Below are 16161 nucleotides of genomic sequence, written 5' to 3'. Positions count from 1 at the left end.
CCGACGGTGTGACGGCATGACGGCGGCGGCCGCGGTGCCCGGGGGAGCCCGGGCACCGCGGCCGTCCGCGGCATGCCGCCCGGCCGGCCCGGTGCTACCCCTTCAGGTGCCGGTCGTAGAACCGGCCCCCGTCCTCCACCTCGAACCACGGGGTACCGACGTGCCCGCCCGTATTGGCGTGCAGCGTCTTCTCCCGGGAGCCGAAGGCGTCGAACAGGTCCAGGGCCCGCTGCCGGGGGTTCCCCTCGTCGTCCCACTGCAGCAGGAACAGCAGCGGAACGGTGACCTGCCGGGCCTCCTCGCGCTGGGCGAGGGGCACATAGCCCCCGGCGAAGAAGCCGGCGGCCGCGATGCGCGGCTCGACCGCCGCCAGCCGGATGCCGACGGCCGTCCACCCCGAGTACCCCACCGGGCCGGCGATCCCGGGCAGCGAAAGGAGCGCGTCGAGGGTGGTGCGCCATTCCGGGACGGCCTTCTCGACCAGCGGGCCGACGAAGGACTCGAAGATCTCGTCGACCGGCTCGCCGGCCTGGATCGCCCGGCGCAGATCGGCGCGGGCCCGCTCGTCGGAGGCCGACCGGGGGCGGTCACCGGACCCCGGGGCGTCGATGGTGGCGACCGCGTAGCCGAGCGCCGCCATGTGCCGGGCCCGGGCCACCAGCCGGGGCTCCCGCCTGGGCAGGCCGTTGTTGTGGGCCATCAGGATCAGCGGAGCCGGTCCGGAACCCGGCGTCCACAGGGTGCCGGGGATCTCGGCGCCGGTGGTCTCGGCGCCGGGGATGTCGGTGCCGGTGGTCTCGGTGGTCTCGCGGAGGGTGAAATCGCGTTCGAGGACGCCGTCGTCGTGGCGTCGTTCGGAGGTGAAGCGCACGGTCGTGCCTTTCGGGAGAGCTCGTGAACGGCGCTCCCGGACGACCTATCGCCCGACCGTGACCCCGGAGGAGAGCACCCATGTCGATATCGCGTTCACGGGTACCACCTCCTCGTTCTCTCGCACGGCCACCGGAAACGTAGCAGTGCCCGCCGTGGTCCGCCAAACGGTTTTGTGCGCCCCTTCGCCCGGACGACCCGGGCCCCGGCGTACCGGCGCGCCGCGAAGGAGCACGCCGAGATCCCGGTACCGGCCGGCCGCCCGGCCGCCCGGCCGGCGGGGGTGTCGGAGCCCATGGCTACCATGCCCGCCATGGGCTACACCACGACGTTCACCGGCCGGATCGCCGTCGAACCGCCGCTCAACCAGCAGGAGATCGCTTACCTTCGGAAGTTCGCCGACACCCGGCGGATGGACCGTGCCAACGGCCCCTACTACGTCGACGGCACCGGCTTCGCGGGACAGGGTCGCGACGCGGACGTCCGCGACTTCGACGAACCCCCGGCGGGCCAACCCAACCTGTGGTGCAAGTGGGAGCCCACGGACGACGGGGGCGCGATCGTGTGGAACCAGGTCGAGAAGTTCTACGACGCGTCCGAGTGGATGGCCTACCTGGTCGACCACTTCCTGAAGCCCGGTGCCCAGGCCCGGGGCAAGCCCGGGTTCGAGGGCTTCACCTTCGACCACGTGCTCAACGGCGTGATCGACGCGCAGGGTGAGTACGACTGGGACACCTGGCAGCTGATGGTGCGTGACAACACGGTGTCCGGGTCGGGGCCCGTGGAGCCCGAGACGGTGTGGCTGTGTGACGGCTGCCTCACGGTGATCGCCGACGAGGACACCGACTGCTGCCCGGGGTCTGAGCCGACGGCGGCGTACGTCGTGTAGGCCTGTCCGCGCCTTCGGGACCCGGCGGGGCCGTCGCACCCGGTTCCGGTAGGGGCGCGGTCGCGGGGCGATGCCAGGGCGAGCGGCGGTCGCCCGGTCTCCGGGGTGCGGTCGTGCTCCCGGGGATGCCGCCGGCGGTGACGCACCCGTGAGGTCCGGTCCGAAGCGGGGTTCGCGCGGGCCGTCCGGGGCCGAGGACACGTCAGAAGGCGCCGCCGTCCGGCCCGCCCGGAACCGTGCATCGTGGCGATGAGTCCATCCGGTCTTGTCCTGCGGACCGACGGGCGCCGCCCGCGTCTACCTCGTCCCGCCCGTCGGCTCCTCGGACCCGGCCGCCGCCATGCTGCCGTTCCTCCGCCGGGCCCGTGCGCCCGGCGTGCACCGTGCGGTGCTGCTGAGTGCGTCGGCGATCCCCATGGGCGGTCCCGCCGTGGGCCAGGTCCATCGGGCCCTGCCCGAGCTGTTCGACCAGACGGTGAGGACAGCACGCCCGAGGCCCTGCGGTCCTCGCTCGCGGTCTACGCCAACGGTGTGCTGGGGCGCGCGGCGGAGGCTGAGACGGGGGCGTGAGCCGGCGGTCCGCGCACGCGTGCGCGGACCGCACAGCCCGGGCGGCACCACGGGCCGAACCGACAAGGCCGGCCCCGCAGGGGAACAGGTCCCTCTCGACCGGTGTCACCCGCTCAGGAGGGTGTGGCGGCGCGTCGTCCAGATCGGCGGTCAGGACGGGAGCCGGAGCAGCCGTGCCGTCTCGGCGCGCCGGTTCCAGGCGATGACGGCCAGCGGCACCATGAAGAGGAACGGGGTCCCGGCGTTCTCGCCGTGCATGGCGGTGAGCTGGGTGACGAACGCGAAGAACAGGAACACGATCAGCGCGGTCGCGGCCGGCCCGGCGAGCCGGGGGAGCAGCAGACCCACCGCTCCGGCCAGCTCGACCAGTCCGGTCAGGTACATGAGCCACTGGCCCACGCCGATGGCGTCGAAGACACCGGTGGCGGCGGGGAGCGCGAGCAGCTTGGGCAACGCGCTGGCCAGCGCGAAGAAGAGCGCGAGCAGGATCCGCAGCGTCCACATCGACCGGACGACGGCCCTGCCGGGCTTCGGGGCGGTGGAGGTCGCGGTGGTGGCCGCGACGGTGGTGGCGGTGCTGGTAGTGGCGGTGCTGGACATCTCAGGTCTCCCCGGTCGGTTCTCGGTGCTTTCTCAGGTATGACCGCCGCGACCGCCCGAACTCATCGGTCCCGGGAGAGGAATTTGCGTCCACGGCGCCAGGGTGGCGCACGTGCCGCTGGACCTGGCCGATCCGGACTCCCCGGCGGACGGTCCGGCTGCCGGGCACCTGCGGCGAGGGGCCGCAGGGCCGCCCCCACCCCGGGCGGGCCGTCCCCACCCCGGGCGGGCCGTCCCCACCCCGGGCGGGCCCGAACTCGCCCGGGGTGCGGGGTTTGCCGGGGCGTTCCGGGGCAAGGCGAGCGGCGGCGGCGGCGCGTGACCGCGTGCCGCGCCCGATCCGTTCCTCCCGCACCGATGGAAGGCAGGTAGCGATGACGTCCGAACACGACGACCGGCACGGCACCCGCGAGGTGGGCGGCACCGCCGCGCACCCGGGGCTCGGCACCCCCGTACCGGACGACGCGGAGCTGTTGTTCGGGGATGCCCGGACCACCCAGGACCGGCTCGGCGCCGGGGAGGCCGGGTCCGATGCCGAGCACTCGCTGCTGGACCGGGCCCGGCACACGGTGCACCGGGCGACGGCCGCCGCCGCGCACGCGGGCGACGCCGGTCTGGGCAAGGTCCGGCAGGCGGCGGACCGGGCCTGGGCCGGGCCCGCGGACATCGAGAAGGACTGGGAGGACGCCGTACCGCCGGTCCGCCGGCGCCCGTACCTGATCGCGGCGGGCGTCACGGCGGGCGCGTTGGTCGCGTGGGCCGTGCTGCGCCGTTGGCGCTGACCCGGCTCCTACCGTCCCTGACCGGCGTGACCCGGCCCCCTGACCGGCGGGGCCCCGGCCCCTACCGGCGCGGCCCGCGCGACCGCATGGGAACGACGGCGGCGAGCCGTCCCGGTGAGCCGGGCCCACCGGACCCCGCGCCCGCCCCGGACCGAGCGGGTCGCGGCCTCACCCCGAGTGCGCCCGCGCCTGGGCGTGCTCCGCCCAGTCCACGATCTGGATGGCCGCTCCGGCGGCCTCCTCGCCCTGGCAGCGGGTGTGGTGGCGCCGGGCGATGCCGTCCAGGTCGAGGTGGCGGCCGAAGGCGGGATGCCCGGTCAGCCGGCGCGCGTAGGCCCACAGCCGGGGGTGCTCCGCGATGCGGTGCACCGCGGCGGCGTCCAGATGCCAGCGGTGCACGGTGTCCAAGCGCACCAGGGTCACCCAGAGTTCCACGTCCGCGAGGGTCAGGTCCTCGCCCAGCAGGTACTCCTGGGCGTCCAGCCGGCGCTCGACCGCGGCCAGCCCGTCCAGCAGGCTCCGCAGTGCCGTCCCGCGTTCGGCCGGGGTGGAGCCGGCCAGGCCCGCGCGCTGGGCCGGGGCGTTGATGCTGCGCTCGCACAGCTGCCGGACCGCGTCGATCGCCGTGTCGAGGCCGTGCGGGTGGAGGTCCGGACCGGGGAAGCGTCGGGCCAGGTCGGTGAGGATCTCGGTGGTGTCCGTACTGACGATCCGTCCGCTCCAGCTGTCGCTGAGTACCGGAGCCGAAGCCGGCCCGGCGTACTGGTGGGCGCTCGCCTCGTACAGCGGTCGCAGCGCCAGGTATCCGCCCTCGCCGTCGTCCGGCAGCGCCGGCAGCAGGGTCACCGGGAGGGTGTCGTCGAGGCCGAGCAGGCTGTGGGTGACGGCGACCTGGAGACAGTGCGGACAGGAGAGCGTGAGGTGGAGCCGGTAGCGGTGCGGCACGGGGTAGTACCCGCTGCGGGCGTCGCGGCCGATCCGTCCGCGCAGGGAGGGTACGGCGGACGGGGACGAGGCGGACATGGGTCTCCCAGGAGTCGGGGGTACGCGCAGGCGCGTACGACACATCGGGTGGGGGAGGAGGGAGGAGCTCGGGGCATGCGACTGCCCGAGGGGGAATCAGACGCGAACGGCCGTCGGGCCATGGGGAGCGGGCGCTCCTGCCAGGCTGCTGCAGACCCGTTGCAGGTCGATGTGGCGGCGGCACGTCAGCACCGGGCGCAGCCGGACGGCGTGGGCCACGCCATCGACGACCGGCTCCGCGTGCCTCACGGCTCTCCCCACCACGTTCGACGATTCCTGCTCCGGAGTGTCATCCTCGATCCGCGTCGCGTCAAGGGTCCCGGCAGCGGTGGACCGACCCGTCCCGCATGGTGGGACGCGGGTCCGGTGGCGGAGGGCGTCGGCGGGTCGGTGCGGACGTGCGCGGCACATGGGTCGGTGGTGCCACCGAGGGGGAACGACGGTGTGTGGCAAGCGGGTTCGGAGCGTCTGCGAAGAAGTGATGCGCGGGCAGGGGCCCGACGGAACGTCAGGAACATGGCGAAAGCGGCGGGCCCCTGACGTGCCGGGGCGTCTCAGTGGGTGGGCCGCCAGCCGAGCGCGGGGCCGAGACCGGTGGCGAGGTCGGTGAGGATCTGGACGTAGTCCTCGTACTCGAAGGAGAACGGCAGTGCGAAGACGACCTCGTCGACCTCCCGGAACGCGGCGTGGGCGTACAGCTGTTCGGCGATCTCGGCGGACGTGCCGATCAGGTCCGGTGCGAACATCATCCGCGCCGGCCCCTGCGGCGCGGTGGTACGCGCGAGCCGGCTCCGCACGTACTCCCGGTACTTGGCGCGCTGCTGCGCCGAGGCGCTGTCGGTGGGGATCACGACCAGCCCCTGGGAGACCCGGGCGCCCGCGCCCGCGGGGTGGTGGGCGCGGAACGCCGCGATCTGCGAGCGCTGGATCTCGGCGAAGTCCTCCGACTCCTCGGCCCGCACCACGCTGCTGGTCAGCAGGCTCAGTCCCTGCTCGCCCGCCCAGCGGGCCGAGCGCAGGCTCCCGCCGCCGTACCACATGCGGTCCGCCAGGCCGGGCGCGACCGGCTGGACCCGGTCCGAGTAGACCTCGATGCCCTCGGTCCCGCTGAAGTCGGTGGCCCGCTCGCCGCGGACGAAGTCCAGCAGCCTTCGCACCCGCTCGTAGCCGAAGTCCTCGGCCTCGGCGGTGTCGGGGTAGAGCGCGGGGGCGACCCGGTCGTAGTGTCCGGGGCGTCCGACGCTGACCCCGGGGTTGAGCCGGCCGCCGGACAGGAGGTCGACGGTGGCCAGGTCCTCGGCCAGCCGCAACGGGTTCTCCCAGCCCAGCGGGATGACCGCGGTGCCCAACTCGATGCGGCTGGTGCGCTGGGTGGCCGCCGCGAGCACCGCGACGGGGGAGGAGATCCCGTACTGCAGGTGCCGGTGGCGCAGCCAGGCACTGTCGAACCCCAGCCGCTCGCCGAGTTCGACGATCCGCAGCGTCGACTCGTGTCCCTGGCGGGGGTCGGCCGGGTCGAACAGCCCGATGGTCAGGAAGCCCAGCCTCCGAAGGGGCTGCGAGGGTGACGGCACCGGTTTCCTCCGTACTCCGCGCCGGGCCCGGTCCGGGCGGGCGCGGTTCGACTTCCGCGGTCCGGATTCGATCACCGGACGTCGGCCCCACACTCACACACCGGTCGGCGGCGCTCAAGGGCTCGCCCGGAAGCGCAATCCGGGGCAACACCCACGTCACGCGCCCGCCAAGGACGTGGGGGTGGACTCGGGACGGGGGCCGGTCCCGGTCAGTGGCCCGCGTGAACGGCCCGGTCAATGGGCCTGTCGATGAGCCGGCCCGGGGGAACCGGCCGGGGGAACCGGTCAGTGGAACCGGAAGACCGGCCCGCGCGGGGTGAACGGCAGTCCGGCACCGCGCGGGATCAGGTAGGCGTGCTCGCGGCGCACCCGCAGGACGTCGCACTCCCCGTCGGTGATGACCAGCACCGGTGCCCCGGGCGGGAAGTCCTCGGCGCGCTCCAGCAGGTCGATCCCGGGCTGCAGGACGGTGCCGCCCCGCCCGCGCAGCCGGACCCGGCCGGCGATCTCGGTGGGCGGCAGGTAGCCGGCGTCGTGCGGCGCCGCGTCGCAGGAGACCAGCCGGGCCGCCGGCACGTCCCGGGCGGCCGCGTAGGAGGCGATCGCGCCGAGGGCCTTGCCGAGTGTCGTCCGGTCCATCGAGGCGGAGGTGTCCAGGACGACGCCGAAGGTGCAGCGGGCGAGTTCCTGGTGGGGGTGGTGGCGTCCGGCCCGGGGGATGTCCGGGCTGGCGGACTGCCGCCGGGCGGGGCGGGACCAGGTGCGCGCCGGCTGCGGGGCGGGTACGAACTCGTCGAACCAGCGGGCCAGCCGGGCGTCCCAGGGCAGCGGCGGGTGCGCGAGCGCGCGGATCTCCTCGACCAGCCCGGCGGGCAGCAGCCCGCGTTCGCGCCGATGCAGCTCGAAGCCCTGCTGGAGGCCGCGCCGGTAGAAGTCGTCCAGGTCGACGTACCCGCCGCGTCCGTGCGGGACCGGCGCGTCCAGGAGGTCGGGGCGGTTCTTCCCGGCGAGGGTGGCGAGCCGGCGGGTCCGGCGCGCGTCGCGCACGATCGTGTCGTAGGCCTCCTCGACGCTGAGGCCGTGGAGCAGCGGGTCGTGCAGGAGCCCTTGCGGCATGTCGCCGACGCCCATCTCCAGCAGCCAGCCGTTGACGACGTAGTCGGCGGCGACGTTGAACAGGTAGGGGTCACGGGCGCCTCGGCGCTCGCCGTGCCGCAGGGCGGCGTGCAGCATCTCGTGGCCCAGGATGAAACGCCACTCCTCGTCGGTGTGGCGCAGCAGCGGGTTGAGGTAGATCTCGCCGGCCTCGGCGTTGACGGCCGCGACGGCGATGCCCTGGGTGCGGGCGAGTTCGGCGTCGGCGACCAGGGTGAGGCCGGCCGCGATGCCCCCGAGCAGCGGGTAGGAGGAGACGAACCAGTTGAGCGCGCGGTGCCAGGGCCGTTCCGGGAACCGCTCGCCGGTGGAGGCGTCGATCCGCCCGCCCGCGAGGTCCATCGCGGCGGACATCGTCCGGGTGAGGGCGGCGGCGAAGGCGGTGCTCCAGTCCCTGGGGTCGTCCGACTCCCGCCAGGGCACGAGCAGTTGGTCGCGGCCGCGCCCGGCGGTACCCGCGTCGGCGGCGCCGGGCGGCAGTCCGTCACGGCGCCAGCGGGCGGCCAACTCCTCCTCGTCGCCGCCGGGGTGCACGGGCGGCAGCGGGACCGGCGCGCGGCCCATCGGGAAGGTGGCGAGGAAGCGGTTGACCACCGCGCAGCGGGCGGCGGCCTCGTACGCGTCGGGCTGGACCCGCGTGCCCTTGGCGGCCGGCACGTGCCCGAAACCGAGGTGCAGCAGGGTGTGCGCGAGCACCCAGGCCCACTCGGCGGGCTCGGCGCGCCGGCGCGGGTCGACGTGCACGGTGCCGCCGGAGTCGACCACCGCCCAGCCCCCGGCGGGCAGGACCGCGCAGTCCTCGCTGCGGCAGATCGCGGGCCGCAGCGCGGCGAAGGCGCTGTTGAGGCGGAGCATGGCCAGGCCGGCGGCGAACGCCTCGGCGGCGGGGTCGGGCCGGGGCCGGCCGTCGGAGGCCTTCACCGGCGGGCCTCGACCAGCCGGGGCATGTCGCGGGCCGCCTCGATCAGGAACCACGAGGGCAGCACCGGATTGCCGTCGGGACCGTCGGCGATGACGGTCTGGGCGACCTCCACCGAGATCTCGGCCAGCTGCACCAGCAGTGATTTCGCCCGGTACGCGGTCTGCCGCAGCCCGGCGGAGGCGTGTTCCTTACGGGCCGGCAGCTCCTTGACCAGCCGGCCGCGGAAGGCGTCGGCCAGGTAGTAGAGCAGGTCGCGGTCCTCCAGCCGGTGCGGCCAGCGGGCGTCGCCCTTGACGATCGCCTCCAGTCCGTACGAGTTGCGGACGATCTTGGCATACCCGCAGAAGGCGACGGCGTGCCCCGGGCTGAGCAGTCCGTGGGCGATCACCTTGAGGGTGGTCTCCTCCAGAGTCGGTCCGAAGGAGTGCAGGGCGTCGGAGAGCATGTGCCAGGCGCGCGGGGTGGAGAACGGCTCCTCGGTCTTCGGCGGCTCGGACCACAGGTGGTCGGGCCGGTCGGTGAGGTGGTCCAGGACCCACGGGTGGATGCCCGCGCCGGCCGCCCACCGCAGCCAGTCCTCGGACCCGGCCCGCAGATGGACGTGGACCAGCCGGTTGACCAGCGTGGACGCCATCGGGCGGGCCAGCGCGGCGTCCGTGGCGCGGTTGCCGGCGCCGATCACGACGGAGCCGGGCGGCAGCTCGTACGAGCCGATCCGGCGGTCCAGGATCAGCGAGTAGAAGGCCTTCTGGACATCCGGGGAGGCCGCGTTGAGCTCGTCCAGGAAGAGGCAGTACGGCTCGTCGCGGGCGATCTGTTCGGGTGGGCAGAACCGTGAGCGGCCCTCCGGGGTGATCTGCGGGACGCCGATGAGGTCCTCCGGCGCGAGCTGGGAGCCGACCAGGCTGACGCACTCCAGGCCGAGGGAGTCGGCGAACGCCCGGACCAGGGAGGACTTCCCGATCCCGGGGGCGCCCCAGAGGAAGACCGGCCTGACGGTGGCCAGGCCGAGCAGCAGGTCGGGGAGTTCGGAGGGCGAGACGGTGACGGCTCCCTGCACGGGGCTCCTTCGTTCGGTGCGGACGGGGTCGCCCGGTGGGGACGACCACGTCGGTGCGGACGACCACGTCGGCGCGGTCGTCGTCGTCCGGTGCGGACGGCGCCCAGTCTGCGGGGGCGACCGGTCGGAGCGCACCCGGATTTCCGGTGGCACCGTCGGTGGCGGGGCCGTGGCGTCCTGGGCACGATCACCGAACGCCCGCTGACGACCCGCCTGGTCGAGGGCCTCGCCCGCCGTTGCCTTCGGGGCGACGCGCCCGCTTTCATAGGGGCATGATCACCATTCACCTGAAGTACGAGATCGACGCCGACAAGCTGGCGGACTTCGAGGAGTACGGCCGCCGCTGGGTCGGGCTCGTCAACCGCTTCGGCGGGACGCACCACGGCTACTTCCTGCCGAGCGAGGGGGACAGTGACATCGCCTACGCCCTCTTCTCCTTTCCCTCCTTCGCCGCGTACGAGCGGTACCGCACGGACAGCACGACCGACCCGGAGTGCCAGGCCGCCTTCGAGCTGGCCCGGAGCACGGGCTGCATCAAGCGGTACGAGCGCCGTTTCCTTCGGCCGCTCGACGTCACCTCCCAGGCCGGGGCACGGGCTTGAACGGCCGTCCCGAAGCGTAGGACCGTCGGGTGCGCGGGCAGGCCGGGATCACGGCCGGCCCGGTGGTCGCGCCTGGTGCGTTCGGCTCGGCGACACCGTGTCGCCGGGCCGGGCCGGGACGTCCTCGGTCCGGGGTCCCGGCCCGGCCGTCGGATTCCGCGGCGGTAGCGGGGGCCGGGCCGGCCGGGCTCAGCCCCGTCGGGCTCGCAGCCAGGGGGGCGGTCGCGTCGTGTAGCGGGCGTGTCCGGCGTCGGAACCGGACGGGTGGTGGAGGGTGTCCTCGTCGCCGTGCCGTCGCGGCTCCGTGTGCGCGCTGGTGTCAGAAGTGGTCGATCGGGGGCTGGAGGCCGGTCCAGGTCTGGTTGGCGCCGCCGTTGGCGCCCCAGGTGACGACCGGGGTGCCGTCGGCGGGGTCGGAGCCCGGTACGTCGAGGACGAGCCGGAGGTCGGAGGCCAGGTAGCCGGTCGAGGGTGTGTTGACGCCGGGCACGTTCCAGCGCTGATTGGCCGGTCGGGTCCACAGGCCGCACTCCCACTGGATCACCTGGGTGCCCCAGACCGTGCCGGCCCCGGGAACGTCCAGGCACAGCGAGCTGTGCTTGTTGAACAGGAGGGTGTTGCTGTTCGCGGTCCACTGCTGGTTGGCGCCGCCGGTGCAGGTCCACTGGCGGACGGGGGCACCGCGGTCGGTACGCCAGTCGGCGACCTCCAGGCATTTGCCGGTCGCGTGGTTGCGCAGTTCGAAGGCGAGGGTGTAGCGAGGGATCTGCTCGGCGTGGGCCGCACCCGGGGCGGTCACCGGAAGGGCGGTGGCGAGGGCGGCGGCGAGGCTGAGCAGGGTGGCGCGGACGCGGTGTCCGGGGAGCGGGGCGGGATCGGTCACGGCTGTCCTCCTGGGGTTCGGCGGGTGGGCGCGGCCGGGACGGGGAGGGGGTCGGATCCAGGACTCCCCGGCCGGGTCGGGGAGTTGGACGAGCGCGTGCTCGAAATGGTTGTGCGGAGTCGGCGGGCCGGTCGGCCTCATCGGCTCCTCGGCGCAGGGGCGGCCGGGTGCTCCGGCACGGCGGGATCCGCGCGTGGCAGCGCCCGTCAGTGGGCGGCCCCGGGGCCCGGGCGGCGGTCCAGGACGGCCTCGATCACCCGCAGGACCCGCTCACCCGCGTGCGCGACGCTCCCGTTCCGGGCGGTCACCTGGACCCCTTCCGGGAGGGAGGTGATCTCCGCGGAGTCCCTGGGGCACCGGGTGGAGGAGGTCCGGGTCGACCTCGGGGCCGGCTGGGAGGACGTCGTCCTGGCCGACGCCCCTCTCCGGAGCACCAATCCGGTGACCTGGATCGACGGCTTCGCCGCGGCCTTCGAACGGCCCGTCGACGCCGGCACCGTCGAACCGGAGACGCCGGCCGCCTACCGCTGGGCGACCGCCGTTCAGGCGCCGTCGGCGGGTGGGTGCAGCCTCGCCCGGTAGGCGCGCTTCTTGACGAGCGCGCCGCAGGTCTTCATCGAGCACCAGCGGCGGGCGCCCGCGCGGGAGGCGTCGACGAACGGTACGCCGCAGTCGGGGTTCCCGCAGACGCGGACCCGGGTGCGCTGGTCGGACCCGCAGAGGTCGATCAGATCCCGGGCGACCATCGAGAGCACCGAGGTGACCGCGTCGCCGTGCCAGCGCACGGTGCTCCCGTCGGGGGTGAGTTCGGGTATCGGGGCCGGCTCGGCGGCGGTGAGGTTGACGAGGGCGATGTCCTCGGGGGAGGGCGGGACGGTGTCCGCCAGGGCGCGGCCGGTCCGCTGGATCGCCTCGCGCAGGTGCCTGGCCCGGTCCAGGTCGGCCTCGGTGCAGGGCGGCGGCGCCGTCGCGCAGGCGCTCTGCACCGCCCAGCGGCTCAAGTCCTCGGGCCGGGCGAGCCGTTCGAAGGGCGTGTCGGTGCCGCGGTCGGCCAGGGTGCCGACGAAGGCGAAGCACAGCCGCGCGTCGTCGAAGCGGAAGTCGGTCTTGGCGCGCTGGCGTCCGTCGCGGACGTCCTTGTCATCCATGTCCACCACTTTAAGCGGTTGACACGATTCCGGACAAGCGTCTAGCTTCAAGGTCCACCACTTGAACCGGTGGACACGGGGCCGAGCGTGCTCCGCTTCCCTTCGCATCCCCCATCTCTTCGCTCCCCATCTCTCCGCAGCACGAGGAGGCCGCGCCATGCGCGCCGCAGTCATCGAGGAACTCCACCAGCCGCTCGTCCTCCGCGACGTGCCCGATCCGGTCTGCCCCCCGGACGGCGCGATCCTCCGCGTCGGGGCGAACGGCATCTGCCGGACGGACTGGGCCCTGTGGGCCGGGGAGTTCTGGACGGGCGGCCCGCGGGTCGAGGCCCCGTTCGTCCTCGGCCACGAGTTCGCGGGCACCGTCGTCGAGGTCGGCCGCGAGGTGCGGGGGTGGCGGGAGGGCGACCGCGTCATCTTCCCGATGAATCCCGGCGAGGGCTCGTGCGAGATGTGCCGCAGCGGCAACCAGCACGTCTGTGAGCACGTGGACTCGCTCGTGCCCGGGGTCTCCTACTGGGGTGCCTTCGCCGAGTACGTCATGGTCCGCTTCGCCGACGTCAACCTGGTCGCGGTGCCGGAGGGCGTCGGCTTCGTGGAGGTCGCCGCGCTGGCCTGCCGCTACATGACGGCCTTCCACGGGGTGGTCGACCAGGCACGGGTCCGCGGCGGCGAGTGGGTCGCGGTGTACGGGGCCGGGGGCGGCATGGGGCTGTCGACGGTGGAGATCGCCGCGGCGACGGGAGCCAACGTCATCGCGATCGACATCACCGAGGACAAGCTGGACGCCGCCCGGGCGCTCGGCGCGGTCCACACCGTCAACGCGGCGGCGGACGACCCCGCCGAGGCGGTGCGGGCCCTCACCGGTGGCGGCGCGCACGTATCGGTCGACGCCGTGGGCATCGCCGCCGCCTGCCGCAACTCCGTGCTGTCCCTGCGCACTCGCGGCCGCCACCTCCAACTCGGCCACACCACCGCCGCGGAGCAGGGGGACGTCGCGCTGCCGATCGACGTCATGATGGTCAAGGAGCTGGAGTTCCTGAGCGCCTTCGGCATGCAGGGTCAGCGCTTCGGCACGATGCTCAACATGATCGCCGCCGGCCGCCTCAACCCCGGCCGCATCGTCTCGCGCACCGTCGGCCTCCACGAGGCGAGCGGGGTCCTGGAGTCCCTGGAGACGTACGGGCCCACCGGTGTGGTCGTCATCGACTCGTTCCGCCCCTGAGCCGGCTCCCCTGTTTCCTTGACCCCCTTATCCCCTGATCCCCTGAATCCTTGAACCCCCGAAAGTAGGCACCACCATGCCCACGTCCCGTCAGCTGATGGACCAGGAGCTGAGCCTGGCCCTCGACGGCATCCCCATGACCCCCAACGGCGCGTTCGACCTGACGGACCTCGCCGCGACGCGCGCGGCGTTCCGCGCCCAGGCCGAGCTGGCCGCCGACAGCCTGCCCGGCGACCGGTCGGTCATCGTCGAGGAGCATCTCGCGAGCCGGGCGGACGGCCCCGACGTGCCGATCCGCCTGCTGCGGCCCACGGCCGCGCCGGGACCACTGCCGGTGCTGCTCTGGTTCCACGGCGGCGGGCAGGTGCTCGGCTTCGCGGCCCAGGACGACCCGTGGCTCAAGCGGCTGGGCGCGAGCCTCGGCTGCGCCGTCGCCGTGGTCGACTACCGGCTCGCCCCGGAGACACCCGCACCCGGCGCCGCCGAGGACGGCTTCACCGCGTACCGGTGGCTCGGCCGCGAGGCGGACGCCCTGGGCCTGGACAGCGCCCGGATCGGGATCGCGGGCCAGAGTGGCGGCGGAGGCATCGCGGCGGCCACCGCCCTGCTGGTCCGCGACCGCGGCGCTGCGGCGCCGCTCTTCCAGTCGTTGACGTATCCCATGCTCGACGACCGTAACCGGACGGCGTCCAGCCATGAGATCACCGACATCGGCATCTGGGACCGCTCGACCAACCTGCTGGCCTGGCAGGCGATCCTGGGCGACCGGGCGGGTACCGACGACGTCTGCCCGTACGCGGCCCCCTCCCGCGCCGCCGACCTCGGCGCCCTGCCGCCCACGTTCATCGCCGTCGGAGACCTCGACTGCTTCCGCGACGAGGATCTCGACTACGCCACCCGGCTGCGCGCCGACGGCGTCCCGGTCGAACTCCACCTCTACCCCGGCGCCTATCACGCCTTCGACCTCTTCGCCCCCGACTCGCGACTGGCCACCACCTTCCAGCAGACCTGGTTCACCTTCCTCGCCCGCCATTTCCACACCACTCCTGCCTGACCGGGGTCGGATTCCGGCTCGGGACCGGGGCTCGGCGGTCGGTGAGGACGAGCGGGCCGCCGCGGGTTCGACGAGCATGGGCGGCAGACCGCGGCCGGCCCGGGCGTCGGGCCCGGGGTCGGAGCGGGAGCCGGAGTCGACGTGGAGGTGGCGATGCGAGTCGTGTTCGTGCACGGGGCGTGCGTGCGGGACGGTGCCTGGTGGTGGCACCGCACGGCCGGGCTGCTGCGAGCGCGGGGGGTGGCGAGCGTGGCCCCGGCGCTGCCGAGCTGCGGCGAGGCGGGTTCGCCCGGCGGCGTCGACGGTCCGGGGCTGCCGGAGGACGTCGCCGCGGTGCGGGAGGCGCTGCTGGCCGGCCACGAGCCGACGGTGGTGGTCGCCCACAGCTACGGCGGTGTGGTCGTCGCGGAGGCCGCCGCGGGAGTCGGGTCGGTGCGCCATCTGCTGCTGATCTCCAGCTATCTGCCCGAGGTCGGGCAGAGCCTGGCGGACTTCGGGGACGGCGGCCCCGCCCCGTTCCTCGACGTCGACCCCGGGGCCGGTACCTTCGGGGTCCGGCCGGAGCTCCTCGTGGACACCTTCCTCCAGGACTGCGACCGCGTGGTCCAGGAGCGGGCGGCGGAGCACCTCGCCCGGCAGAGCCTGCGGGTGACCGGGCAGCCGGTCGGAGCGGCCGCCTGGCAGCAGGTGCCCTCGACGTACCTCGTCTGCGCCCGGGACGGGGGCACACCGGCGGACCGGCAGCGCGAGTTCGCCCGCCGGGCCGGCGGCGTCGTCGAGCTCGACGCCGGCCACCACCCGTTCCTCTCCCGGTCCGAGGCGGTCCGGGACCTGCTGCTGAGCCTCTGACGGCGGTCGCGAACCGCTCCTGGGCTGCCGGGCCCGGACCGTTCCTGGGGTGCGGCGCTGGGAACGGTCGGCGGCCGGGCGAATTTCTGTTATGCCAATTGACACCTCATCAATTCGACTCCTACGCTCACGGTCATGGAAGAAGAGGTCAGACGTCGCGGCCGGCCACGGAAGGATCCCGAGCGACTGGCGCGCTGGACCCCGCCGGAGGGCTGGTCGCGGTTGGTCGCCTGGATCTCGCCGGAGGAGAAGAAGGCGCTGAAGCGTGTCGCCGTGGATGCCGAGGTCTCCGTCGCGGACCTCGTGCGGGCCCTGGCGAGCGGCCTGGCGGCGGGGGCGATCACGCACGAGGAGCTGGTCGGACAGGTCAGGAGAGGACGGCAGGTCATGGAGAAGATCCCCACGCTGTTCGAGCGGGACGGCGACTTCCGCGTCGTGGACCGCCCACGTGCCGAGTGCGCCTGGGTGTTCGCGGGGGAGGGCGCGCCGACCGAGAAGCTGGACGGCACCAACGTCCGCCTGACCACCCGCGGGGGCCACCTGGTCCGGGTGGAGAAGCGGCGCAACCCCGGCAAGGCGCAGAAACGGCAGGGCATCGTCGACGGCTGGTACGTCGACACCGACGAGCACGGCCCCGAGGACAAGTGGATCCTCACCGCGGCCCGCGGCACCGATGTGTCGACCTGGCCGGACGGGGAGCACGCCTGCGAGGCCCTCGGTCCGCGCATCCAGGGCAACCCGCTGAAGCTGGACGGCTCTCTGTGCGTGCCGTTCGACCTGGAGGTACCGGTGTACGAGGCGGTGCCGCGCAGTTACGAGGGACTGCGGGCGTTCCTCGCCGAGCTGGAGAGCCGCTACGCGCCGGGCAGCCCGGCGGAGGGGATCGTGTTCCACCACCCCGACGGTCGTCGCGCCAAGATCAAGCGCAAGGACTTCCCCAAGGCGGCCTGACGCC

General features: G+C 74.0%; 16 protein-coding genes and 1 pseudogene. 9 read left to right on the top strand and 8 right to left on the bottom strand.

Going from position 1 to position 16161, the window contains the following annotated elements; translation table 11 throughout:
• Positions 1-94: 94 nt before the first annotated feature.
• On the bottom strand, positions 95-871 hold the full coding sequence (locus ACFXHB_RS04055) for a dienelactone hydrolase family protein (protein WP_380571898.1): 777 nt from the start codon (positions 869-871) through the stop codon (positions 95-97).
• Between the two features lie 294 nt (positions 872-1165).
• Here ACFXHB_RS04055 and ACFXHB_RS04050 point away from each other — a divergent pair, with 294 nt between their 5' ends.
• Both ACFXHB_RS04050 and ACFXHB_RS04045 read left to right on the top strand, forming a co-directional pair.
• The gene (locus ACFXHB_RS04050) at positions 1166-1759 is read left to right on the top strand and encodes a hypothetical protein (protein ID WP_380571897.1); all 594 of its coding nucleotides are present in this window, start codon (positions 1166-1168) and stop codon (positions 1757-1759) included.
• Between the two features lie 283 nt (positions 1760-2042).
• A pseudogene (locus ACFXHB_RS04045) lies at positions 2043-2231 on the top strand (ergot alkaloid biosynthesis protein); the annotation flags it as partial.
• Positions 2232-2479: 248 nt separating this feature from the next.
• Here ACFXHB_RS04045 and ACFXHB_RS04040 read toward each other — a convergent pair.
• Positions 2480-2929, bottom strand: coding sequence for a DoxX family protein (locus tag ACFXHB_RS04040; RefSeq protein WP_380571896.1), 450 nt, complete (start codon positions 2927-2929; stop codon positions 2480-2482).
• 374 nt (positions 2930-3303) lie between these two features.
• Between ACFXHB_RS04040 and ACFXHB_RS04035 the strand changes: the two genes are divergently transcribed.
• A complete protein-coding gene (locus tag ACFXHB_RS04035; RefSeq protein WP_380571895.1) occupies positions 3304-3711 on the top strand; it encodes a hypothetical protein in 408 nt (135 codons plus the stop codon).
• Between the two features lie 168 nt (positions 3712-3879).
• Here ACFXHB_RS04035 and ACFXHB_RS04030 read toward each other — a convergent pair whose 3' ends face one another.
• The 4 genes from ACFXHB_RS04030 to ACFXHB_RS04015 form a co-directional block, all read right to left on the bottom strand.
• The gene (locus ACFXHB_RS04030; protein ID WP_380571894.1) at positions 3880-4734 is read right to left on the bottom strand and encodes a glutathione S-transferase C-terminal domain-containing protein; all 855 of its coding nucleotides are present in this window, start codon (positions 4732-4734) and stop codon (positions 3880-3882) included.
• 554 nt (positions 4735-5288) lie between these two features.
• Positions 5289-6308, bottom strand: a complete 1020-nt coding sequence (locus ACFXHB_RS04025) for an LLM class flavin-dependent oxidoreductase (protein ID WP_380571893.1) — start codon at positions 6306-6308, stop codon at positions 5289-5291.
• Between the two features lie 285 nt (positions 6309-6593).
• On the bottom strand, positions 6594-8384 hold the full coding sequence (locus tag ACFXHB_RS04020) for a hypothetical protein (protein ID WP_380571892.1): 1791 nt from the start codon (positions 8382-8384) through the stop codon (positions 6594-6596).
• Positions 8381-9445 (bottom strand): ATP-binding protein, encoded by a 1065-nt coding sequence (locus tag ACFXHB_RS04015; RefSeq protein ID WP_380571891.1) that lies wholly within the window; start codon positions 9443-9445, stop codon positions 8381-8383. The genes ACFXHB_RS04020 and ACFXHB_RS04015 overlap by 4 nt, the downstream gene beginning before the upstream one ends.
• A 272-nt stretch (positions 9446-9717) precedes the next feature.
• Here ACFXHB_RS04015 and ACFXHB_RS04010 point away from each other — a divergent pair, with 272 nt between their 5' ends.
• Positions 9718-10047: an NIPSNAP family protein gene (locus tag ACFXHB_RS04010; protein ID WP_380571890.1), complete on the top strand. Its 330-nt coding sequence runs from the start codon at positions 9718-9720 to the stop codon at positions 10045-10047.
• A gap of 319 nt (positions 10048-10366) precedes the next feature.
• Here the strand turns inward: ACFXHB_RS04010 and ACFXHB_RS04005 are convergent, their stop codons facing one another.
• The gene (locus tag ACFXHB_RS04005; RefSeq protein WP_380571888.1) at positions 10367-10930 is read right to left on the bottom strand and encodes an RICIN domain-containing protein; all 564 of its coding nucleotides are present in this window, start codon (positions 10928-10930) and stop codon (positions 10367-10369) included.
• Between the two features lie 330 nt (positions 10931-11260).
• Between ACFXHB_RS04005 and ACFXHB_RS04000 the strand changes: the two genes are divergently transcribed.
• On the top strand, positions 11261-11512 hold the full coding sequence (locus ACFXHB_RS04000) for a hypothetical protein (RefSeq protein WP_380571887.1): 252 nt from the start codon (positions 11261-11263) through the stop codon (positions 11510-11512).
• On the opposite strand, the gene ACFXHB_RS03995 is transcribed toward ACFXHB_RS04000, so the two are convergent.
• Positions 11473-12078 carry a CGNR zinc finger domain-containing protein gene (locus ACFXHB_RS03995; protein ID WP_380571886.1) on the bottom strand — a complete coding sequence of 202 codons (606 nt, stop codon included), beginning with the start codon at positions 12076-12078 and terminating at the stop codon, positions 11473-11475. The two genes, ACFXHB_RS04000 and ACFXHB_RS03995, sit on opposite strands and share 40 nt — an antisense overlap.
• Before the next feature lie 157 nt (positions 12079-12235).
• Here ACFXHB_RS03995 and ACFXHB_RS03990 point away from each other — a divergent pair, with 157 nt between their 5' ends.
• The 4 genes from ACFXHB_RS03990 to ACFXHB_RS03975 all read left to right on the top strand — a co-directional run bounded on the left by ACFXHB_RS03990 (position 12236) and on the right by ACFXHB_RS03975 (position 16157).
• Positions 12236-13303: an alcohol dehydrogenase catalytic domain-containing protein gene (locus ACFXHB_RS03990; protein WP_380571885.1), complete on the top strand. Its 1068-nt coding sequence runs from the start codon at positions 12236-12238 to the stop codon at positions 13301-13303.
• A gap of 76 nt (positions 13304-13379) precedes the next feature.
• Positions 13380-14357 carry an alpha/beta hydrolase gene (locus tag ACFXHB_RS03985; RefSeq protein WP_380571884.1) on the top strand — a complete coding sequence of 326 codons (978 nt, stop codon included), beginning with the start codon at positions 13380-13382 and terminating at the stop codon, positions 14355-14357.
• A gap of 153 nt (positions 14358-14510) precedes the next feature.
• Entirely contained in the window at positions 14511-15206 is a 696-nt protein-coding gene (locus ACFXHB_RS03980) for an alpha/beta fold hydrolase (protein ID WP_380571883.1), read from the top strand.
• Positions 15207-15341: 135 nt separating this feature from the next.
• Positions 15342-16157, top strand: coding sequence for a hypothetical protein (locus ACFXHB_RS03975; protein WP_380571882.1), 816 nt, complete (start codon positions 15342-15344; stop codon positions 16155-16157).
• Positions 16158-16161 lie beyond the last annotated feature (4 nt).

It is taken from the genome of Kitasatospora sp. NPDC059327 (genome assembly GCF_042752535.1).
In the GTDB taxonomy this organism is placed as follows: domain Bacteria; phylum Actinomycetota; class Actinomycetes; order Streptomycetales; family Streptomycetaceae; genus Kitasatospora.
This window is presented reverse-complemented; position numbering and strand designations above follow the sequence as displayed.